Origin of the sequence: Pseudomonas sp. ARP3, assembly GCF_001029595.1 — a bacterium.
Classification (GTDB): Bacteria; Pseudomonadota; Gammaproteobacteria; order Pseudomonadales; family Pseudomonadaceae; genus Aquipseudomonas; species Aquipseudomonas rhodesiae.
Genome location: NZ_LEKF01000001.1, coordinates 226822 through 247723 on the forward strand (window position 1 = coordinate 226822; position 20902 = coordinate 247723).

Genomic DNA, 20902 nt, shown 5'->3' on the forward strand with positions numbered 1-20902 from the left:
GCCCCCTCCCACATTTGGTCGCATTCCAATGTGGGAGGGGGCTTGCCCCCGATAGCGGTGTATCAGTCAACCAGTCACTGACTTAGATGCGCAGTGTTCAGTTGCAGACGTCGGCAATAGCCTCGGCCAGCAACGCCAAGCGTGTCGCATCAATCCCCGCCACATTGGCCCGCCCCGAACTGACCATATACACACTGTGCTTCTCGCGCAGTTGCTTGACCTGCTCGGCACTCAGGCCGGTGTAGGAGAACATCCCACGTTGCACGCCAATGTGTGCGAATCGCTCGGATAAGCCATGGGGCGCCAGGGCCTCCACCAGCCCGGAACGCAACTGCGCGATGCGCCCACGCATGGCTTCGACTTCTGCGCTCCACTGCTGTTTGAGCTGGGCATCGCCGAGGATGGTCGCCACCACGGCCGCGCCGTGATCCGGCGGGGTCGACCACAGGTTGCGGGCGATATTCGCCAATTGGCTGCGCACATCCGTCAGCTTCTCGGCATCCGCCGCACACACGATCAATGCGCCGACGCGGTCGCGGTACAAGCCGAAGTTCTTCGAGCACGAACTGGTGATCAGTACTTCCGGCAATTCGGCGGCAAACAGGCGTGCGGCCCAGGCGTCCTGTTCCAGGCCATCGCCGAAGCCCTGGTAGGCGAAGTCGATCAGCGGCAGCAGGTGGCGTTCGCGCACGATCTGCAGCACCTGGCGCCAATCGTCGTGGGACAGATCGAAGCCGGTCGGGTTATGACAGCAGGCATGCAGCAACACCACATCGCCTTCCGGCACGGTGGCGAGGGTAGCCAGCATCGCCGCCACATCCAGGCGGTTATCGTCGCCCACGTAGGGATAATGGCTGACCTTGAGCCCGGCCTTGGCGAAGATGGTTTCGTGGATCGGCCAGGTCGGGTTGCTCAGCCAGACACCACGGCCTGGCAGGTTGGCGGCGATAAAATCGGCGCTCAAGCGCAGCGCGCCGGTCCCGCCCGGGGTCTGGGTGGCGCCGGCACGACGCCCGTGCAACAGCGCGGAGTCGGCGCCCAGCACCAGTTCGCTGATCAGCTGGCCGAACGCGGCGTCGCCATGACCGCCGATGTAAGTCTTGGTGGTTTGCTGGTCTACCAGGCGCTGTTCGGCGAGCTTCACCGACGGCGGAATTGGCGTCAGGCCCTGGTCGTCCTTGTAGACGCCTACGCCCAGGTCGAACTTGTGCGGGTTGGCATCCTGGGCGTACAGGTCCATCAACCCGAGGATCGGGTCGCCGGGCACGCGGCCAATGGCATCGAAATGCATTACTTGCGGCCCTCGGCGGTCTTGGCCACTTCGTCGGTGCGCGCGGCCATGATGAAGTCGTTGCGGTGCAGGCCCTTGATGGAGTGGCTCCACCAGGTCACGGTGACTTTGCCCCATTCGGTGAGCAGGCCCGGGTGATGGCCTTCGGCTTCGGAAATCTCACCCACGGCATTGGTGAAGGCCAGGGCGAATTTGAAATTCTTGAACAGGAAAACCTTTTCCAGCTGCATCACGCCGTCGCGCACTTCGATGTTCCAGTCAGGGATCTGCTTTATCAGTACCGGCAGTTCTTCATCGCTGACTTGCGGGGCATCGGCGCGGCAGGCTTCGCAGTGGGCTTGGTTCAAGGTGGTCATGTGGAAATGTCCTGAATTCGAATAAGTGAAGGTCAGTGGCGTCACCCTAAAGCAACGCGGCGCCAGGGAACAGACTCACCTGGCCTTAAAAGGCACGGTTCAAGCAGCCTTTGGTTTGGGCGGGAATTTCGGCGCGTGCAGACCCAGCTGCATGCCACGCTCGACCATGCCCATGATGTCTTCCTGCGCCACCTCGAACAGACGCTTGAGGTCGGGCAGCACGAAGTACAGCGGTTGCAGGATGTCGATGCGGTACGGCGTGCGCATCGCTTCCAGCGGGTCGAAGGCTTGATGCTCGGGCTCGGAGGACAGGCTGTACACCGTCTCCTTGGGCGACGACAGAATCCCGCCGCCGTAGATGCGCCGACCAGCCGGCGTGTCCACCAGGCCGAACTCGATGGTCATCCAGTACAGCCGCGCCAAGTAGACCCGTTGCTCCTTGGTCGCCGCCAGCCCGAGTTTGCCGTAGGTGTGGGTGAATTCAGCGAACCAAGGGTTGGTCAGCAGCGGGCAGTGGCCGAAGATCTCGTGGAAAATATCCGGCTCTTGCAAGTAGTCCAGTTCTTCGCGGGTGCGGATAAACGTCGCCACCGGAAACTGCTTGCTGGCGAGTAATTCAAAGAAGGTTTGGAAGGGGATCAACGCCGGCACGCGAGCGACTTGCCAACCGGTGGTCTCGGCCAGCACTTGGTTGATCTCGCCCAGTTGCGGGATGCGGTCCAGGGGCAAGCCCAACTTGTCGATGCCGTCCAGGTATTCCTGGCAGGCGCGACCTTCGATCACTTTCAACTGGCGCGTGATCAGGGTGTTCCATACCGCATGTTCTTCCTGCGGATAGTGGATAAACCCTTGCGCATCGGGCTCGCGGGCCACGTAGTGCGTCTGCTTCATACGGCTCTCCTGCTAGGCATTCGTTCTTGTTATGTCCTGCGATAGGCCTATTGATAACCCGATGGCGTGCGGATGCCAGCCACCTGTGGCAGTGCTACGTAGGAAAATTTACCGTTTTTTGTAAAGTATTCGTTACGATTGACGACCTGCTCTTAGTGTTGGGCTGGGAAAAGCAGTCCGGCTGTCACATAATCTTGACGACTTTCTGCGCCCAGCGACAAAAAGACGCGGCGCCTTCCCTCTTTTCGGGCCTCATTCATGCGTATCAAAGTGCATTGCCAGAACCGCATCGGCATCCTGCGGGACATTCTCAACCTCCTGGTGGAATACGGCGTCAACGTTGCCAAAGGCGAGGTGGGCGGTGAGCACGGCAATGCTATCTACCTGTTCTGTCCGAACCTGGTGAATATGCAATTTCAGGCGTTGCGCCCGCAGTTCGAGGCGATTGCCGGGGTGTTTGGGGTCAAGCGGGTAGGGCTGATGCCCAGCGAGCGGCGACACATGGAACTCAATGCCTTGCTGGGCGCTCTGGAGTTTCCGGTGCTGTCGATCGACATGGGCGGCTCCATCGTCGCCGCCAACCGTGCGGCGGCGCAGTTGCTGGGGGTGCGGGTGGACGAGGTGCCGGGCATTCCGTTGTCACGCTACGCCGAGGATTTCGATTTGCCGGAACTGGTGCGCGCCAGCAAGTCGCGGATCAACGGCCTGCGGGTCAAGGTCAAGGGCGACGTGTTCCTGGCGGATATCGCGCCGCTGCAATCCTCCGAACACGATGACAGTGAAGCCATGGCCGGCGCCGTGCTGACGTTGCATCGTGCGGACCGGGTCGGCGAGCGCATCTACAACGTGCGCAAGCAGGAACTGCGCGGCTTTGACAGCATCTTCCAGAGCTCCAAGGTGATGGCCGCCGTGGTGCGTGAAGCACGGCGCATGGCCCCGTTGGACGCGCCGCTATTAATAGAAGGCGAGACCGGCACCGGCAAAGAACTGTTGGCGCGCGCCTGCCACTTGGCCAGTCCGCGCGGGCAGTCGCCGCTGATGGCCCTCAACTGCGCCGGCCTGCCGGAGTCGATGGCCGAGACCGAGCTGTTCGGCTACGGCCCCGGCGCGTTCGAAGGCGCCCGGGCGGAAGGCAAGTTGGGGCTGCTGGAGCTGACTGCGGGCGGTACGTTGTTTCTCGACGGTGTGGGCGAAATGAGCGCGCGCCTGCAGGTGAAATTGCTGCGCTTCTTGCAGGACGGTTGCTTCCGCCGCGTCGGCAGTGACGAAGAGGTGTACCTGGATGTGCGGGTGATTTGCGCGACTCAGGTGGATCTGTCCGAACTCTGCGCGCGCGGCGAATTCCGCCAGGACCTCTACCACCGCCTCAATGTGCTGTCGCTGCATATCCCACCGCTGCGCGAATGCCTGGATGGCCTGGCGCCGCTGGTGGAGCATTTTCTTGACCAGGCCAGCCGCCAGATCGGCTGCCCGTTGCCCACGTTGGCACCGGCGGCGATGGAGCGCCTCCGCCATTATCACTGGCCGGGGAATGTGCGGCAGTTGGAAAACGTGTTGTTCCAGGCGGTGTCTTTGTGCGACGGCGGCACGGTGAAGGTCGAGCATATTCGTCTGCCGGATTACGGCGTGCGTCAGCCCCTTGGCGATTTTTCCCTGGACGGCGGTTTGGAGGCGATTGTCGGGCGCTTCGAGAAAGCGGTGTTGGAAAGCCTGTATGTCGAACATCCCAGCAGTCGACAGCTGGGCAAGCGCCTGGGCGTGTCCCACACCACCATCGCCAATAAATTGCGCGATTACGAAATCCTCAAGACCGATAAATAATCAACCGACACAACGTGGGCAAAAATGTGGGAGGGGCAAGGCAAGCCCTAATGCCAGTCAGTTAAGGCGCGAGGGGCAATGACTAAAAAGTCAGCGCCAATATGCGGATCCAAACGCCCTCCTCATTATTAACTGGAAGAACCGGCTCAAAATGTGGGAGGGGGCTTGCCCCCGATGGCGCTGGGTCAGTCAGCCCATCTGTCACTGACCCACCTCCATCGGGGGCAATTCGAATCGTCGCACCGCCCCTCCCCAAATCGGTTCTCTGTCACCCGTAAGACGGCCCTTGCCGTAAGCGGCAGTAGTCCGCCGTTTTTTCGACTCTCTCCTCTCCTGAAAAATGTGAAGGCAGCCCGCAAACCCCCGTCCCGCCTGAACTTTCCTGACTTTTTAAAAGTTGGTTCGCTAATTGCTTAAGCCTCATCAGTACAGCGGTGGGCGGCAAGCGTCCGTCATAAAGAGGAAAGAGCGTGGACAAGTACCTTTATGTGGCAATGACCGGCGCCAGCCAGAATGCGCTGGCGCAGAAGGCCCATGCCAACAACCTGGCGAACATTTCCACCAACGGTTTCCAACGCGACCTGGAGCAGGCGCGTTCGATGCCGGTGTTCGGTGACAGCTTTCCGGCGCGGGCATTCGCCCTGACTGAGCGTCCCGCCACCGACTTCACGCCTGGCGCGATGATCGAAACCGGTCGCGACCTGGATGTGGCTGTCAACGGCGACGGCTGGCTGGCCGTACAAACTCCGGATGGCGGCGAAGCCTACGTGCGCAGCGCCAGCATGAACGTGGACGCCCTGGGCGTGCTGCGTGCCGGCAACGGCATGCCGATCATGGGCAACGGTGGCCCTATCGCGGTGCCGCCGCAGCAGAAGATCGAAGTGGGCGCCGACGGCACCATCAGCATCCGTGCCATGGGCGAAGGCCCACGGGTGATGGCCGAAGTGGACCGCATCAAGCTGGTTCAGCCGGACCTGAAGAACATGAATAAGGGCCTGGATGGCACCATCCACACCAAGGATGGCCAGCCGGCTCAGGCCGACGCAGGCGTCAGGCTGACCTCGGGGTTCCTGCAGGCGAGCAACGTCAATGCCGTGGAAGAAATGACGGCGGTGCTGGCGCTTTCCAAGCAGTTCGAGCTGCACATCAAAATGATGAACAGCGCCAAGGAAGACGACCAGGCCATGACACGCGTCATGCAGATGAGCTGATCGCGGTTTCACTGAACCACTAATTTCGCAGCGCAGCGCCAACAAACAGGCGCACGAAGGAGAACAGCATGCTTCCGGCTCTATGGGTTGCCAAAACCGGTCTGTCCGCCCAGGACACCAACCTGACCACCATTTCCAACAACTTGGCCAACGTATCGACCACGGGTTTCAAACGTGACCGCGCCGAGTTCCAGGACTTGCTCTATCAGATCAAGAAGCAGCCGGGCGCTCAGTCGACCCAGGACAGCGAGCTGCCGTCGGGCCTGCAATTGGGTACCGGTGTGCAGATCGTCGGCACCCAGAAGAACTTCAGCGCCGGTAACCTGCAACAAACCGGTCAGCCGCTGGACATGGCCATCAACGGCCGTGGCTTCTTCCAGATCCTGCAACCGGACGGCACTACGTCCTACACCCGTGACGGTACATTCCACCTGGACTCCAACGGCCAGATCGTCACCGCCAACGGTTTTGCCCTGGAACCGGCGATTGTAGTGCCGGCCGATGCCAAGACCTTCACCGTCGGCAACGACGGCACCGTGTCCATCACCGTGGCCGGCAACCCGGCCTCGCAAGTGATCGGCAACCTGCAGACCGCCGACTTCATCAACCCGGCCGGCTTGCAGGCCATGGGCAACAACCTGTTCCTGGAAACCGCCTCCAGCGGCGCGCCACAGATCGGCACCCCTGGCCTGAACGGTTTCGGTACCACGCTGCAAAGCACCCTGGAAACCTCCAACGTCAGCACCGTGGAAGAAATGGTCAACATGATCACCACCCAGCGCGCTTACGAGATGAACTCCAAGGTGATCTCCACCGCCGACCAGATGCTCTCGTTCGTAACGCAGAATCTGTAATCAAGTCTATGGGGCGCCCTGAAAGCGTCTGCAACACCGTGAGGTAAGGGTCATGAATCGCTATGTTTCCGTTCTGGCATTGAGTGGGATTGCCGTGCTCGCGGGCTGTGTCGCCCCGACGCCAAAACCCAATGACCCGTACTACGCGCCGGTGTTGCCACGCACGCCGCTGCCGGCGGCGGCCAACAATGGCTCGATCTACCAGGCCGGTTTCGAACAGAACCTGTACAGCGACCGCAAGGCCTTCCGGGTCGGTGACATCATCACCATCACCCTGAACGAGAAGACCCAGGCCAGCAAGAACGCCAACTCCCAGGTCGGCAAGACCAGCAAGGCAGGCATTGGCCTGACCTCGTTGTTCGGTGCCGTACCTAACACCAACAACCCGTTGGGTGACGGCGATTTGAGCCTCAACGCTGGTTATAGCGGCGACCGTGCGACCAGTGGCAAAAGTGCGGCGGGGCAGGGCAACAGCCTGACCGGTTCGATCACCGTGACCGTGGCCGATGTATTGCCCAACGGCATCATCGCCGTGCGCGGTGAGAAGTGGATGACCCTCAACACTGGCGACGAGCTGGTGCGAATTGCCGGCATGGTGCGCGCCGACGATATCTCTACCGACAACACCGTTTCGTCGACGCGAATCGCCGATGCACGCATTACTTACTCGGGGACGGGTTCGTTTGCCGATGCTAGCCAGCCGGGTTGGTTCGACCGTTTCTTCCTCAGCCCGCTGTTCCCTTTCTAGGTGGCCACTTTGAAATTCAAACAGCTGATGGCGGCGGCCCTGTTGCTTTCCTTGAGCGCCGTCGCCCAGGCCGAACGCTTGAAGGACATCGCCAGCATTTCCGGCGTGCGCTCCAACCAGTTGATCGGCTATGGCCTGGTGGTGGGGCTCAACGGTACAGGTGATCAGACCACCCAGACCCCGTTCACCCTGCAAACCTTCAACAACATGCTCTCGCAGTTCGGCATCAAAGTGCCGCCGGGGTCGGGCAACGTGCAGCTTAAAAACGTCGCGGCGGTGTCGATCAGTGCTGATCTACCGGCGTTCTCCAAGCCGGGTCAGGTGGTGGACATCACCGTGTCGTCCATCGGTAACTCCAAAAGCCTGCGTGGCGGTACGTTGCTGATGACGCCCCTCAAGGGTATCGACGGTAACGTTTACGCCATTGCCCAGGGCAACCTGGTGGTGGGCGGGTTCGACGCCGAAGGTCGCGACGGTTCCAAGATCACCGTCAACGTGCCGTCGGCCGGTCGTATCCCTGGCGGGGCCACGGTGGAACGCACCGTGCCCAGCGGTTTCAACCAGGGCAACAGCCTGACCTTGAACCTCAATCGCTCGGACTTCACCACCGCCAAGCGCGTGGTCGACAAGGTCAACGACATGCTCGGCCCAGGCGTGGCCCAAGCCATCGACGGCGGTTCGATCCGTGTGACCGCGCCGCTGGACCCCAGCCAGCGCGTCGATTACCTGTCGATCCTGGAAAACCTGGAAGTCGACCCGGGCCAGGCAGTAGCCAAAGTCATCATCAACTCGCGTACCGGCACGATCGTGATCGGCCAGAACGTCAAAGTCTCGCCGGCGGCGGTGACCCACGGCAGCCTGACGGTGACCATCACCGAAGACCCGATCGTCAGCCAGCCGGGGCCGTTGTCCAACGGCCAGACCGCAGTGGTGCCACGCTCGCGGGTTAACGCTCAGCAAGAAGCCAAGCCGATGTTCAAATTTGGCCCCGGCACCACCCTGGACGAGATTGTCCGCGCGGTGAACCAGGTGGGCGCGGCGCCCGGCGACTTGATGGCGATCCTTGAAGCATTGAAACAGGCCGGCGCCTTGCAAGCCGACCTGATCGTCATCTGAGGCCATGGCCATGGATATGCACAAAAGCGGGATTGTCAGTTCGGCGGACTCGGGCTCTTACTCCGACTTGAACCGGCTTAACCAGCTCAAGGTCGGTGCTGACAAAAACAGCGAAGGCAACATGCGCAAAGTGGCGCAGGAGTTCGAGTCGCTGTTTTTGAGCGAGATGCTCAAGTCCATGCGTTCGGCCACCGAGGCGCTGGGCAAAGACAACCCTATGAACACCCCGGCGGCCAAGCAGTACCAGGAAATGTACGACCAGCAATTGGCGGTCTCGCTGTCCCGCGAGGGCGGCGGCATCGGCCTGGCCGACGTGCTGATGCGCCAGATGCAGAAGAACAAGCCGGTGGACGCCCAGGCGGCCACCTTGCAGGGCCCGGCTGCGGTCGAGGCGGTCAAGAAAGTCGATGTGCCGACCGAGATCGCCGCCGGCACCCAGGCCGATGGCCCGCTGGGGCGCTCCAATGGTCAGCGTCCGTTGTGGGCGTTCCGTGTCGCCGAGCCTCAAGCCGGTGCTGCTGCCACTCACAGCAACGATATGGAGCTGATGAACCAGCGCCGTATCGCCTTGCCGAGCAAGCTGACCGATCGCCTGCTGGCCGGCATCGTGCCGAGCACCCAGGTCGCCACCGAGGCCAAGGCCGCGCCGCTGCGCAACAGCGCCCTGCAAGACAACGTGATCAACAGCGGCGCACGCAGTGTTGCCGCGGCCAACGGCAGCATGCAGGTCTATGGCCGCGCCGTGGCCCAGCCACCATTGGCGCCGGCCAAGAAAGCCTTCAGCTCCCAGGACGAATTTGTCGCCACCATGCTGCCGATGGCCGAAGCGGCCGCCAAGCGTATCGGCATCGATCCGAAGTACCTGGTGGCCCAGGCCGCTTTGGAAACCGGTTGGGGCAAATCGGTGATGCGCGCAGAAGACGGCAGCAGCAGCCACAACCTGTTCGGCATCAAGGCCGGCAAGAGTTGGCAGGGCGGCCAGGCCCGCGCGATCACCAGCGAGTTCCGCGACGGGGCGATGGTCAAGGAGACGGCGCAGTTCCGTTCCTACGACTCCTACCAGGACAGCTTCCACGACCTGGTAACGTTGCTGCAAAGCAATGACCGCTATAAAGAAGTGGTGAAGTCGGCCGATAACCCGGAACGCTTTGTACGCGAGTTGCAAAAAGCCGGTTACGCCACCGACCCGAACTACGCCAACAAGATCTCGCAGATCGCCCATTCGATGAACAGTTACCAGAACTACGCCGCCGCGGGCGCGACCACTCTTTTATAAGGTCTGAACCATGAGTTTGCTCAATATCGGGATGTCGGGGCTTAACGCCGCTCAAGGATCGTTGTCGGTCTTGAGTAACAACATCGCCAACGCCAATACCGCAGGCTATTCGCGTCAGCAGACTATCCAGAACGCTAGCGCGTCGAACCAGTTCGGCGGCGTATTCATCGGCAGCGGCACCACGCTGGCGGATGTACGGCGTGTCTACAACGAGTATCTGGACACGGCGTACCAGAACAGTACGGCATTGAATAATGACGCCCGCGCCTACCAAGACCAGATCAGTGCGGTCGATAAGGTGCTGTCGGATAAGAACACCGGTCTGTCATCAGTACTCAGCACCTTCTTCGCCACGCTGCAGACCGCATCTTCCAACCCTAGCGATCTGTCGGCCCGCCAACTGCTGTTGAGTAATGCCCAGACCTTGAGCAATCGCTTCAACTCCATCTCCACCCAGTTGACGCAGCAGAAAGAAACCATCAACAGCCAGTTGAGTACCATGAGTGATCAGGTCAACCAACTGACTTCTTCGATCGCTGCGCTCAACCGGCAAATCTCTCAAGTGCAGGGTTCATCGAGCACCGCTCCGGCCAACCTGCTGGACCAGCGTAGCGAAGCTGTGCGTTCGCTCAATGAACTGATCGGGGTCACCGCCACCGAGAAGAATGGCCAGTTCAGTGTGACCACCGGCAGCGGTCAGTCGCTGGTTGAGGGCGGGTTGTCCAATACGATTACGGCAGTGCCGAGCAGCACGGATAACAGTCAATATACGATCCAGCTGAATGTGAGCGGAACGACACTGGATCTTGGCGCGGTAATCAGTGGCGGAAGCATCGGTGGCCTGTTGCGCTATCGCAGTGATGCCTTGATGCCGGCTATCAATGACTTGGGGCGTATCGCTATTGCGACAGCCGATACCCTGAACAATCAGCTCGGCCAAGGTCTGGATTTGAACGGTGACTTTGGTGTGTCGTTGTTCAACGACATCAATAGTGCAACTGCTATCGCCTCCCGTAGCCAGGCTACCGCCGGCAACAGCAGCGGTTCCGGCAACCTGAATGTGTCGATTGGCGACAGCAGTAAGCTCTCGACCTTCGATTACAAAGTGACCTTCAACGACAGCACCGACCTCAATAAAGCGACGGTGGTGCGTTCGGACGGCAAAGCCCTGGGCATTATCGATCTGTCAGCCACGCCGCCGACCCAGATCGATGGATTTACCTTGTCTCTGGACGGCAAGGGCCCTGTGGCAGTCGGCGACAGTTTCAAGGTCAGCCCCACCGCTACGGGCGCCAGTGGCATCGGCGTGGCGCTTTCTGACGCGAATAAGCTGGCGTTCGCCGGCCCGCTGTCTGGTACTCGTAGTACGACCAACAGTGGCACTGGCACGTTTACCCAGCCCACCTTGACTGTACCGTTGGATATTCATGGCGGGGCAGACACCGCACAGTTGCGCGCGGGTATCGAGAACTCGATGCCGGTCAAAATGGTGTTTGGCAAACCGGCGGCTGACGGCACTCAGCCCTATACCGTCAACGATGCGCAAGGCAACCCGATCGGCACCGGCAGCATCATTCCGGGGCAGGGCAACAAGATCACCGTGGATGTTCCGATGCGAGACGCTTCGGGAGCCGCCATTCCGGGTAAGAGTTTCAAATTCGACACTACCGTGAACGGTTCTCCGGCCGCGGGCGACAGCACCACGTTCGCGTTCAACAGCGGTGGCAAATCGGACGGCCGGAACGCGCAGGAACTGCTCAACTTGCAGACCAAGGCCAGCGTCGGCATGAACGATGGCAATGTCGGCGTAAGCCTGGTGGCGGCCAACAGTCGCCTGGTTTCTCAAGTCGGTTCCAAGGCCAGTCAGGCGGGGGTTGATACCACGGCTACTGGCGCGTTGCTCAGCGCCAACAAGGAAGCGCGCAACTCAGTGTCAGGGGTTAACCTGGATGACGAGGCGGGCGACATGATCAAGTTCCAGCAGTATTACACCGCGTCGTCCCAGATTATCAAGGCCGCGCAAGAAACCTTCACCACACTGATCAATGCTCTTTAAGGGAGGCCGGGACGATGCGTATTTCCACACAGCAGTATTTCGAGACCAGCTCCGCCAAGTACCAGTCCAACTACTCTAGTGTGGTCAAGGCTCAGGATCAGGCCAGCTCCGGCGTACGCGTGCAGACCGCGGCGGATGATCCTGTGGCGGCGGCGCGGTTGCTGATGTTGCAGCAGCAGAAAGACATGCTGTCGCAGTTCAATGGCAACATCGATACCCTGAAGAACTCGCTGGTAACCGAAGATAGCGTTCTTGATAACATCAACACCGCCCTGCAAAAGGCCAGCGAACTGGCCCTGAAGGCCGGTAATGTCGGGATCAGTGATGCGGACCGCAAATCGATTGCGGCCGAGGTCGGTGCCATTGAGGATCAGGTACTGGGCCTGCTCAATTCTAAGGATGCCGGGGGCAATTACCTGTTTTCCGGAAGCAAGACCGACACGCCGCCCTATACGCGCAACAATAACGGCACCTACAGTTATCAGGGCGACGACATCCCGTTGAGCCTGAAGATCGCCGAGAATATTTCCGTCTCGATGGGCGACACCGCCAAAAGCATGCTCGAGAGCTCCGCGAACACGGGGCGCACCCAGACCGCGCCGATTCTTGTGCCGCCTGCGGTCGATGACGGCAAGGTCACTATATCGGCGGGGTTGATCGCTGCCGAGACCAGCTATGACAGCAGCTTTGCCGATGGGCAGCCATACAAGCTGACCTTTGTCAGCAGCACTCAATACACGGTGAGCGACAACACCGGCAAAGACATCACCTCCGAGATTCCGGGTAACGGCACGTTCGATGCCACCAAAGAGGGCGCCTCGACCATCAATCTGCGTGGCGTGAAGTTCGACATCGGCCTGAACCTGGGTAAGGACGCTTTGGGTAAAGACGTGTTGCCCGGCGCACCGGCGGATGCGGTTGTCAAAGACCGCGAGTTCAGCCTGTCGATTAAACCGGACACCTTCAGTGTTTCGCGCACTCCCAGCAACCCGACCACGGCTCAAATAAGCGGTGGTACGGTCAGTGATTCGGCGGCTTATGCCAGCACTTTCCCCAACGCTGGTATGGTCATCAAGTTCGGCGCGGCGGGTGATTACAATGTGTATGCACAGCCGTATAGCTCGGATAGCAAGTCCATCGCCAGCGGCACCCTGGCCGCCGGCGCCACAACCTTGAGCGCGGCGGGTGTGACATTTGACGTCACGACCACGCCGCCACCGGGTGATGGCGACCAGTTTGTGATTGGCGCCACCAGCAACAAAAACGAGAACGTGCTCGACACTCTCAGCCATTTGCGCCAAATCCTAGAGACGCCCTCGGACGGAAAACCGGCGGCACAGAAAGAGCTCAAGGACGTGGTCGCCCGCTCCATCGGTAATCTGACCAACGCCAAGAGTCAGATCGACCAGGTGCGCGGCGCCATCGGTGCTCGCTTGAATGGTATGGATATCCAGTCCCAAGAGAACACCAGCTTGAGCCTGGCCAACGCCACCACCATGAATGCATTGGGCAACGTCGATTTTGCGGATGCCGCTATCAATCTGAGTCTGCAACAAACCATGCTGCAAGCCTCGCAGCTGGCCTTTGTGAAGATTTCGCAGTTGAGCCTGTTCAACAAAATGTGATTTCACCGCATCAGCACAGCGGCCTCGCCTGGAAACAGGCGGGGCCGCTGTCGTTTCAGGGGGCTCAATTGTTTAAAGGTTTTGCATAAACCGGAGAAAATTGAGTGACCTGTGAGTCATAAAGCGCATCTTCACTGTATCGTGTGAAAAGGATAAGTCGTCTCAGGGTCCTTGCGGGGCGGCTTTCAGCGGGATTTTTATGGGGTTACCCCCTTTATTGTCAGCACTCCAGGCGTCGGCCGTGGGGTGTTCTCCAGCTATTTAGTATTGGGAAGCCACAATGATTGGCATAAAAAGCATCGCCAGTTACGTGCCGGCGGACGGTATCGATAACTACGCCCAGGGTGCCAAATTCGCCAAGGATGAAGAGTTCATCATTGGCAAGATCGGTTCGGCGTTCCTGCCGCGCAAGGAAGCCACGCAGGAAACCTCAGATCTGTGTGTCGAAGCGGTCAACGCCTTGTTTGCCAACAACCCGGATCTCAAGCGCGAGTCGATTGACGCGCTGATCGTCGTGACCCAGAACGGTGACGAAGAGGGCTTGCCCCATACAGCCGCCATCGTCCAAGACAAACTCGGCCTGCCGACCCATGTCGCCGCGTTCGATATTTCCCTGGGCTGTTCCGGTTACGTCTACGGCATCTACGCGATGAAGGGCTTCATGGAGGCCGCCGGCCTGAAAAACGGCCTGTTGATCACCGCCGACCCGTACTCCAAGATCGTCGACCCGGAAGATCGCAACACCACCATGCTGTTCGGCGACGCCGCCACTGCGACCTGGATGGGCGAAGACGCCTCGTGGCTGCTGGGCAAGTCCAAGTTCGGCACCGACGGTTCCGGCGCACCGCACCTGAAGGTCAGCGATGGCGTGTTCTTCATGAACGGTCGCCAGGTGTTCAACTTTGCCTTGCTCAAAGTTCCGGCGCATTTGCACGAGCTGCTCAATGAGTCGGACCTCAAGGCCGATGACATCGACGCGTTCTGCATTCACCAGGGCAGTGCGGCGATTGTCGACGCCGTGGCCCGTCGCTTCGAAGAGGCGCCGGTGGACAAGTTCATCAAGGACATGGTCGAGACCGGTAACACCGTGTCGTCGAGCATTCCGTTGCTGCTGGAAAAGCACGTGATGGACGCCACCTGGAAGCGTGTGGCGATCAGTGGATTCGGTGTGGGCCTGTCGTGGGGCTCGGCGATTCTGCATCGTCCGTGACGCGTCTTTAGACTGCGTTCACCGCAAAAGCAAACGCCGATGATCGAAAGATCATCGGCGTTTTTTATTTGGCGCCAGAAAAGCCACCAAAATCGGCGTTAAAACCCGGCTTAAACCCTTGAATTACAAGGGGTGGCACCACGCCAGTAAAAAAAATCAAAAAAACCCTCAAGCAACCGGCTACCACGACGATAACTATTACGTAGGTTCTCTAGGCCACACCCGGCGGTTGCCAGGGCCGGAAGCCGCAGTATCCAATACCAACGAGGATTTCGTCATGGCATTATCAGTAAACACCAACATCACTTCCCTGGGTGTCCAGAAGAACCTGAACAAAGCTTCCGACGCTCTGAGCCAGTCGATGAACCGTCTGTCCTCCGGTCTGAAAATCAACAGCGCTAAAGACGACGCTGCTGGCATGCAGATCGCCAACCGTCTGAACAACCAGGTCAAGGGCCTGAACGTTGCGATCTCCAACGCCAACAACGGCGTGTCGATTGCCCAGACCGCTGAAGGCGCAATGCAAGAATCCACCAACACCCTGCAGCGTCTGCGTGAACTCGCCCTGCAAGCGGCGAACGGTGATAAGAGCGACGCTGACCGTGTTTCCCTGCAGCAAGAATTCACCGCTAAAGTGGGCGAGCTGAACCGTATCGCCAGCACCACTACCTTCGGTGGTCGTAACCTGCTGGACGGCTCGTTCAACAACGTAGCGTTCCAGATCGGCGCCAACGCCAACGAGACTATCTCGTTCGGCATGACCGATATCAGCTCGACTGCGCTGAAAGGTAACTACAAAGAAGCTGCTGTAGACGGCACCGCAATGACTGGCCTGGCTGCTACCGCCACTGGTTCTGTATTGGGTGACAAAGCTGTTAAAACCGGTACCGCAGATGCAGGCGCAACCGTTGCGACTGATGCATTCACCATCAATGGTGTAGAGGTTGCACTTGGTGCTGCTGCTGCAGGTTCCGCTGCTGGTACTGCCGCAGTGACCGCCATCAACGCCAAAACTGCTCAGACCGGCGTTACAGCTTCGACTGACGCTAATGGTAAAGTGACTCTCAGCTCCAAAAACGATATCGTCTTGGGGGCTTCTGCCACAGTTGGTGCTACTGATGGTCTGGCCAGCCTGGCCCTGGGCGCTGCCGGTACTACCGCAGCCGCAGCTACAACTGCAACCAGCGCCATGGGCGTTACCGGTGCCATTTCTGTTAACGGCACCGCAGTAACTTGGGCTGCTGCTGACACTATGACCGACGTGCTGACAGATATTGCAGCCGCAGCGGGTACCGGTGCTACTGCAACTTTCACTGACGGTCGCGTTAAGGTCACTTCGGGTGGCGGTGAAGACATCAAACTGTCCAACACTTCTGCTGGCTCGTTGTCGCAACTGGGACTGTCGGCTGGCACTACCCAAGCAAAACTGACCGCTGACACTTCCATCGACGTAAACGGCGTTGAAGTCAAGTTCAAGAAGGGTGACACCGCTGACGCGATCGTTGCTTCGATCAACAGCGCCAGTACCGGTGTACAAGCCAGCAAAAATGCTGACGGCACCCTGAACCTGTTCGCCGACAAAGACATCACCATCAAGGACGGCAGCGCCGGTACTGGCCTGGCTGCACTGGGTCTGACCACTGTTTCTGCGGCCGGTACTAAAACCGCCGTCACCATGGAAACCAGCGTTTCCGACCTGAGCATCCTGACTGCCGCTTCTTCGCAGCAGGCTATCCAGGCTCTGGACGACGCCATGCAGCAGATCGACAGCCAGCGTTCGCAGCTGGGTGCCGTACAAAACCGCTTCGCCAGCACTGTGGCCAACCTGCAGAGCATTTCGCAGAACTCCTCCGCTGCCAAAGGCCGCGTAGAAGACGCCGACTTCGCTTCTGAAGCTGCTGAGCTGACCAAGCAACAAACCCTGCAACAGGCTTCCACTGCGATCCTGTCCCAGGCCAACCAACTGCCTTCCTCTGTTCTGAAGCTGCTTCAGTAATAGCGGTAGCGGTTAAATAACGGGAGGGTGCGTTTAACAACGTGCCCTTCCGTTTTTTCAGTTTGGAGGTGATGACATGGACATGAGCATCAAGCTTAACGCGTCTTACCCGGCTGGTATTACCCAGGCCAGTAGTGCGCCTGTAACACCGTTCAAGCCTGCGGCCCCCAGTGAACCGGTCAAGGGTGAAGAGCCCCAGCGCGTGGCATTGGAAAAAGCGGTGACTGATATACGAGAGTTTGTGCAGGCTTCACAGCGCAATCTGGATTTTTCCATCGATGACACTACCGGCAAAGTGGTCGTCAAGGTGATTGCCACGGACAGTGGCGAAGTAATTCGACAAATTCCATCGGAGACCGCGCTGAAGTTGGCGCAGAATCTGAGCGATGCCAGCAGCGTGCTGTTTGACAGCAAGGCGTGAGTTGGCACGAAACATGTTTCTGATTGCGGTCAGAGCACGCGAGCGCCAAAAAAACGGCCGCTGCAGGACAAGGAGAATGGCAAATGGCTAGTTCAACGATTTCCGGCCCAGGTTCGGGCTACGACACGCAGGCTATCGTCAAAGCGTTGGTGGGGGCTGAGCAGGCGCCCAAGCAGCAGCAGATCACCAACGAACAGAAAGCAGCCACCGTCCAGTTGTCGGCTGTTGGCTCGGTCAAGACGGCGTTGGAAGCCTACCAGGCGGCGATCACCAAGTTGAACAATGCCTCGGCGTTTAACGGGCTGTCGGCCTCCTCTTCGGAGGAGAAGAACATCAAGGTCACTCTGGGGGACGGTGCATCCAGCGGCAAATACGTGCTTAAAGTCACCAACCTGGCGACCGCGTCGAAAGTCACTACGGCGATGAATGCGGACGGCGCTTCTGGCAAGGCCAACAGCACCGACGAAGATCAGACGCTGACGATCAATCAGTCGGGCAAAAGCTATGACGTGGTAATTCCCGGCGGCGCGACCTTGCAGCAAGTGCGCGAGACGATCAATACCCAGCTCTCGGCTCAGGGCATCAGTGCCAACGTGCTGAGTGACTCCAACGGTGCGCGTCTGGTGCTGACCTCGACCACCATGGGGGATGGTACCGACATCACTCTCAGCGGTGATTCCGAACTGGCCACAGGCTACGACAAAGGCAAAGCCCCCACCAACGCCAAGTATTCAATCGATGGCGTTGAAATGTCGTCGAACACCAATAAGATCACCTCTGCGATCAGTGGTGTGACCCTGGACCTGCTGGACACGATCGATACGACCAAGCCGACGACCATCACCGTGGCCAGCAATACCGATACATTGAAGACGTCGGTGCAGTCCTTCGTCAGTGCCTATAACACGCTGATGACCGCGATCAACACCCAGACCAAAGTCACGGCTACCGGGGATGCCTCGACCACCACAGCCGCGGCGTTGACGGGCGACGCGTCGATGCGTCAATTGGTCAACAGCCTGCGCTCCGAACTGGTCAACGGCTCTGGCGCCGGCACCATGACCAGCTTGGCGCAGATGGGTATCACCACGGATCAGAAAACCGGGCTGTTGAGCCTGGACGATAAGACCTGGGACAAAGCGGTGGTCAAGGGCGCAGGCGATATTGCCAAGCTGTTTACCGGCGACACTGGCTTGATCACACGCATGAACAAGGCGACCAACAGTTACGTGGGCACCACTGGCACCTTGGCAGCCCGTGCGACCGACTTGAACAATAAGTTGACGGATTTGAACACCCAGACGGCGGATCTGACACGACGCATGGACGCCTTGCAAAAGTCCCTGACCGCCAAGTACACCGCGATGGACACCATGATCGCGCAGATCAATGCCAGTAGCTCCAGCATCATGACCACCCTCAACTCGCTGAACAATCCGAAGTCGAGCTGATAGTCGGTGCGCCTAAAAGCCCTGATCCAGGGCTTTGTCGCACAGTTCTGGATTAAAGTTTTTGTCGCCATGGTCGAAAAACTGGTTAAGCAACCCTATTCGATTGTAGCCCGTTACGAGGTAGCAACATGAACCCGATGAGAGCCCTTCGCCAGTACCAGAAGGTCAATTCCCATGCTCAGGTCTCCGAGGCCAGCCCGCATCGCCTCGTGCAGATGCTGATGGAGGGTGGTTTGGATCGTATGGCGCAGGCCAAGGGCGCGTTGAGTCGCGGTGATATCGCCCAGAAAGGGCTGTTGCTAGGCAAGGCCATTGAAATTATCTCCGGCCTGCGCGATGGCCTGGAGCCGGAGAAGGCCGAAGATCCGGAAGCGATTCAGCGCTTGGACGCGCTGTACAACTACATGGGTAATCGTCTGGTCGAGGCTAATCAGGTCAATGACGCCGAGATGATCGACGAAGTCGCGCGTCTGCTGATCACCGTCAAGACTGGCTGGGATGCCATTGCTCCACAATAAGGCGGACCGCCTAGAGGTACACATCATGAGCCACGCACTGCAACGTATTGACGAGACCCGCGAAGCCCTGATCGGCGCGCTGGCTGAGCGCAACTGGGAGGCTGTCAGCGAGTTGGATCTGGGTTGCCGTGCGGTGATTGATGAGGTGCTCAGCGAAGCCCCTGTGGACGAAGATGCGCTGCGTGAGAAGCTGGAGAGTCTGCTGGCGGTCTACCAGCAATTGCTGGAGGTAACGACCGGCGAGCGCCAGGCGATTTTCGAAGAGATGTCGCAGATCAACCAAGCGAAGAATGCGTCAAAGGTCTACCATCTGTTCGGCTGAACAGACGCAGTTAATCCGACCGGCGCGTCATAAATTTGACCGTGCCAGCTTTTTTGACTTAACTAGTGCTGTTTTCAGAGTTCAGACGTCTATAGAGTAAGAAGTCCTACAGCCGTCTCGATTGCCCTTACACTTGGGCAGGAAGTTTTACTAGGGAAGTTGCTATTGCATGTGGCGTGAAACCAAAATTCTGCTGATTGATGACGATAGCGTCCGCCGCCGCGATTTAGCGGTGATTTTGAATTTTCTCGGCGAAGAAAATTTGCCCTGCGGCAGCCACGATTGGCAGCAGGCGGTCAGCTCGTTGTCGTCAAGCCGTGAAGTCATTTGTGTGCTGATCGGGACGGTAAACGCTCCTGGCGCTGTTTTGGGCTTGTTAAAGACACTGTCTACCTGGGATGAGTTCCTTCCCGTGTTGCTGATGGGCGAAAATTCTTCGCTCGACCTGCCCGAAGACCAGCGCCGACGTGTCCTTTCCACCCTGGAAATGCCGCCCAGCTACAGCAAATTGCTTGATTCCCTGCACCGTGCCCAGGTCTATCGCGAGATGTACGACCAGGCTCGCGAGCGCGGTCGTCATCGCGAACCCAACCTGTTCCGTAGCCTGGTCGGCACCAGCCGCGCCATCCAGCACGTGCGCCAGATGATGCAGCAAGTGGCCGACACTGACGCCAGCGTGCTGATCCTCGGCGAGTCGGGCACCGGCAAGGAAGTGGTCGCGCGCAACCTGCATTACCATTCCAAGCGCCGCGACGGGCCCTTTGTACCGGTCAACTGCGGGGCGATTCCGGCAGAGCTGCTGGAAAGCGAACTGTTCGGCCATGAGAAGGGCGCCTTTACCGGCGCCATCACCAGCCGTGCCGGGCGTTTCGAGCTGGCCAACGGCGGCACTCTGTTCCTCGACGAAATCGGCGACATGCCGCTGCCGATGCAGGTCAAGCTGCTGCGTGTGTTGCAGGAGCGCACCTTCGAGCGCGTGGGCAGCAACAAGACCCAGAGCGTGGACGTGCGCATCATCGCCGCGACCCACAAGAACCTCGAAAGCATGATCGAGATCGGCAGCTTCCGCGAAGACCTCTACTATCGCCTCAACGTATTCCCTATCGAGATGGCCCCGCTGCGTGAGCGCGTGGAAGACATCCCGCTGCTGATGAACGAACTGATCTCGCGCATGGAACACGAAAAGCGTGGCTCGATTCGCTTTAACTCCGCCGCAATCATGTCTCTGTGCCGCCACGGCTGGCCGGGCAACGTGCGTGAGCTGGCCAACCTGGTGGAGCGCATGGCGATCATGCACCCCTACGGTGTGATCGGCGTAGTCGAGCTGCCGAAGAAATTCCGCTATGTCGACGACGAAGATGAGCAATTGGTCGACAGTCTGCGCAGTGATATGGAAGAACGGGTCGCCATCAACGGCCACACCCCGGACTTCGGTTCCACTGCCATGCTGCCGCCGGAGGGCCTGGACCTGAAGGACTACCTCGGTAACCTGGAGCAGGGCCTGATCCAGCAAGCCCTGGACGATGCCGGTGGCATTGTCGCCCGTGCCGCCGAGCGCTTGCGCATTCGTCGTACCACCCTGGTGGAGAAGATGCGCAAGTACGGTATGAGCCGCCGCGAAGGTGACGAACAGGCGGATGATTGACGCCTGTTTTTCAACTGACTGAAAACTAAGCCTATTTTTTTAGGCACGGGTATTGCTACAGCCCTCGCAACGTTCCGTTTAACTGACGGTCAGC

The 20902-nt window shown here is 59.3% G+C and carries 18 protein-coding genes; 15 read left to right on the forward strand and 3 right to left on the reverse strand.

The annotated features are described in order from the left end of the window. Positions 1–97: 97 nt before the first annotated feature. The 3 genes from ABX75_RS01045 to phhA all read right to left on the reverse strand — a co-directional run bounded on the left by ABX75_RS01045 (position 98) and on the right by phhA (position 2538). The gene (locus tag ABX75_RS01045) at positions 98–1291 is read right to left on the reverse strand and encodes an amino acid aminotransferase (protein WP_047881315.1); all 1194 of its coding nucleotides are present in this window, start codon (positions 1289–1291) and stop codon (positions 98–100) included. After that, complete coding sequence (locus ABX75_RS01050) at positions 1291–1647, reverse strand: 4a-hydroxytetrahydrobiopterin dehydratase (protein WP_034099530.1); 357 nt, start codon at positions 1645–1647, stop codon at positions 1291–1293. Before ABX75_RS01050 ends, ABX75_RS01045 begins: the two co-directional genes overlap by 1 nt. Positions 1648–1746: 99 nt before the next feature. After that, positions 1747–2538, reverse strand: a complete 792-nt coding sequence (phhA, locus tag ABX75_RS01055) for a phenylalanine 4-monooxygenase (protein ID WP_047881316.1) — start codon at positions 2536–2538, stop codon at positions 1747–1749. Positions 2539–2796: 258 nt separating this feature from the next. Here phhA and ABX75_RS01060 point away from each other — a divergent pair, with 258 nt between their 5' ends. From ABX75_RS01060 to ABX75_RS01130, 15 genes are all read left to right on the forward strand, one after another. After that, positions 2797–4359 (forward strand): sigma-54-dependent phenylalanine hydroxylase transcriptional regulator PhhR, encoded by a 1563-nt coding sequence (locus tag ABX75_RS01060; RefSeq protein ID WP_034099527.1) that lies wholly within the window; start codon positions 2797–2799, stop codon positions 4357–4359. A gap of 470 nt (positions 4360–4829) precedes the next feature. Continuing rightward, positions 4830–5570, forward strand: coding sequence for a flagellar basal body rod protein FlgF (locus ABX75_RS01065; protein WP_034099525.1), 741 nt, complete (start codon positions 4830–4832; stop codon positions 5568–5570). 68 nt (positions 5571–5638) lie between these two features. Next, on the forward strand, positions 5639–6424 hold the full coding sequence (gene flgG, locus ABX75_RS01070; protein ID WP_034099522.1) for a flagellar basal-body rod protein FlgG: 786 nt from the start codon (positions 5639–5641) through the stop codon (positions 6422–6424). A gap of 52 nt (positions 6425–6476) precedes the next feature. Then, on the forward strand, positions 6477–7172 hold the full coding sequence (gene flgH / locus ABX75_RS01075) for a flagellar basal body L-ring protein FlgH (protein ID WP_034099521.1): 696 nt from the start codon (positions 6477–6479) through the stop codon (positions 7170–7172). 27 nt (positions 7173–7199) lie between these two features. Continuing rightward, the gene (locus ABX75_RS01080) at positions 7200–8288 is read left to right on the forward strand and encodes a flagellar basal body P-ring protein FlgI (protein WP_034099860.1); all 1089 of its coding nucleotides are present in this window, start codon (positions 7200–7202) and stop codon (positions 8286–8288) included. A gap of 4 nt (positions 8289–8292) precedes the next feature. Continuing rightward, complete coding sequence (flgJ, locus tag ABX75_RS01085) at positions 8293–9564, forward strand: flagellar assembly peptidoglycan hydrolase FlgJ (RefSeq protein WP_047881317.1); 1272 nt, start codon at positions 8293–8295, stop codon at positions 9562–9564. Between the two features lie 10 nt (positions 9565–9574). Further along, a complete protein-coding gene (gene flgK, locus ABX75_RS01090) occupies positions 9575–11620 on the forward strand; it encodes a flagellar hook-associated protein FlgK (RefSeq protein WP_034099519.1) in 2046 nt (681 codons plus the stop codon). Positions 11621–11634: 14 nt separating this feature from the next. Next, complete coding sequence (locus ABX75_RS01095; protein ID WP_040269028.1) at positions 11635–13245, forward strand: flagellar hook-associated protein 3; 1611 nt, start codon at positions 11635–11637, stop codon at positions 13243–13245. A 280-nt stretch (positions 13246–13525) separates the two neighbouring features. After that, positions 13526–14455 carry a ketoacyl-ACP synthase III gene (locus ABX75_RS01100; RefSeq protein ID WP_034114743.1) on the forward strand — a complete coding sequence of 310 codons (930 nt, stop codon included), beginning with the start codon at positions 13526–13528 and terminating at the stop codon, positions 14453–14455. A gap of 277 nt (positions 14456–14732) precedes the next feature. Continuing rightward, complete coding sequence (locus ABX75_RS01105; protein ID WP_047881318.1) at positions 14733–16451, forward strand: flagellin; 1719 nt, start codon at positions 14733–14735, stop codon at positions 16449–16451. 76 nt (positions 16452–16527) lie between these two features. Next, on the forward strand, positions 16528–16872 hold the full coding sequence (locus ABX75_RS01110; RefSeq protein WP_034099511.1) for a flagellar protein FlaG: 345 nt from the start codon (positions 16528–16530) through the stop codon (positions 16870–16872). Positions 16873–16955: 83 nt separating this feature from the next. Beyond that, positions 16956–18323 carry a flagellar filament capping protein FliD gene (fliD, locus tag ABX75_RS01115; protein ID WP_047881319.1) on the forward strand — a complete coding sequence of 456 codons (1368 nt, stop codon included), beginning with the start codon at positions 16956–16958 and terminating at the stop codon, positions 18321–18323. A gap of 128 nt (positions 18324–18451) precedes the next feature. Further along, the gene (gene fliS / locus ABX75_RS01120) at positions 18452–18841 is read left to right on the forward strand and encodes a flagellar export chaperone FliS (protein WP_034099507.1); all 390 of its coding nucleotides are present in this window, start codon (positions 18452–18454) and stop codon (positions 18839–18841) included. Between the two features lie 25 nt (positions 18842–18866). Continuing rightward, entirely contained in the window at positions 18867–19163 is a 297-nt protein-coding gene (gene fliT / locus ABX75_RS01125; RefSeq protein ID WP_034099506.1) for a flagellar protein FliT, read from the forward strand. A 169-nt stretch (positions 19164–19332) separates the two neighbouring features. After that, positions 19333–20808, forward strand: a complete 1476-nt coding sequence (locus ABX75_RS01130) for a sigma-54 dependent transcriptional regulator (protein WP_034099504.1) — start codon at positions 19333–19335, stop codon at positions 20806–20808. Positions 20809–20902 lie beyond the last annotated feature (94 nt).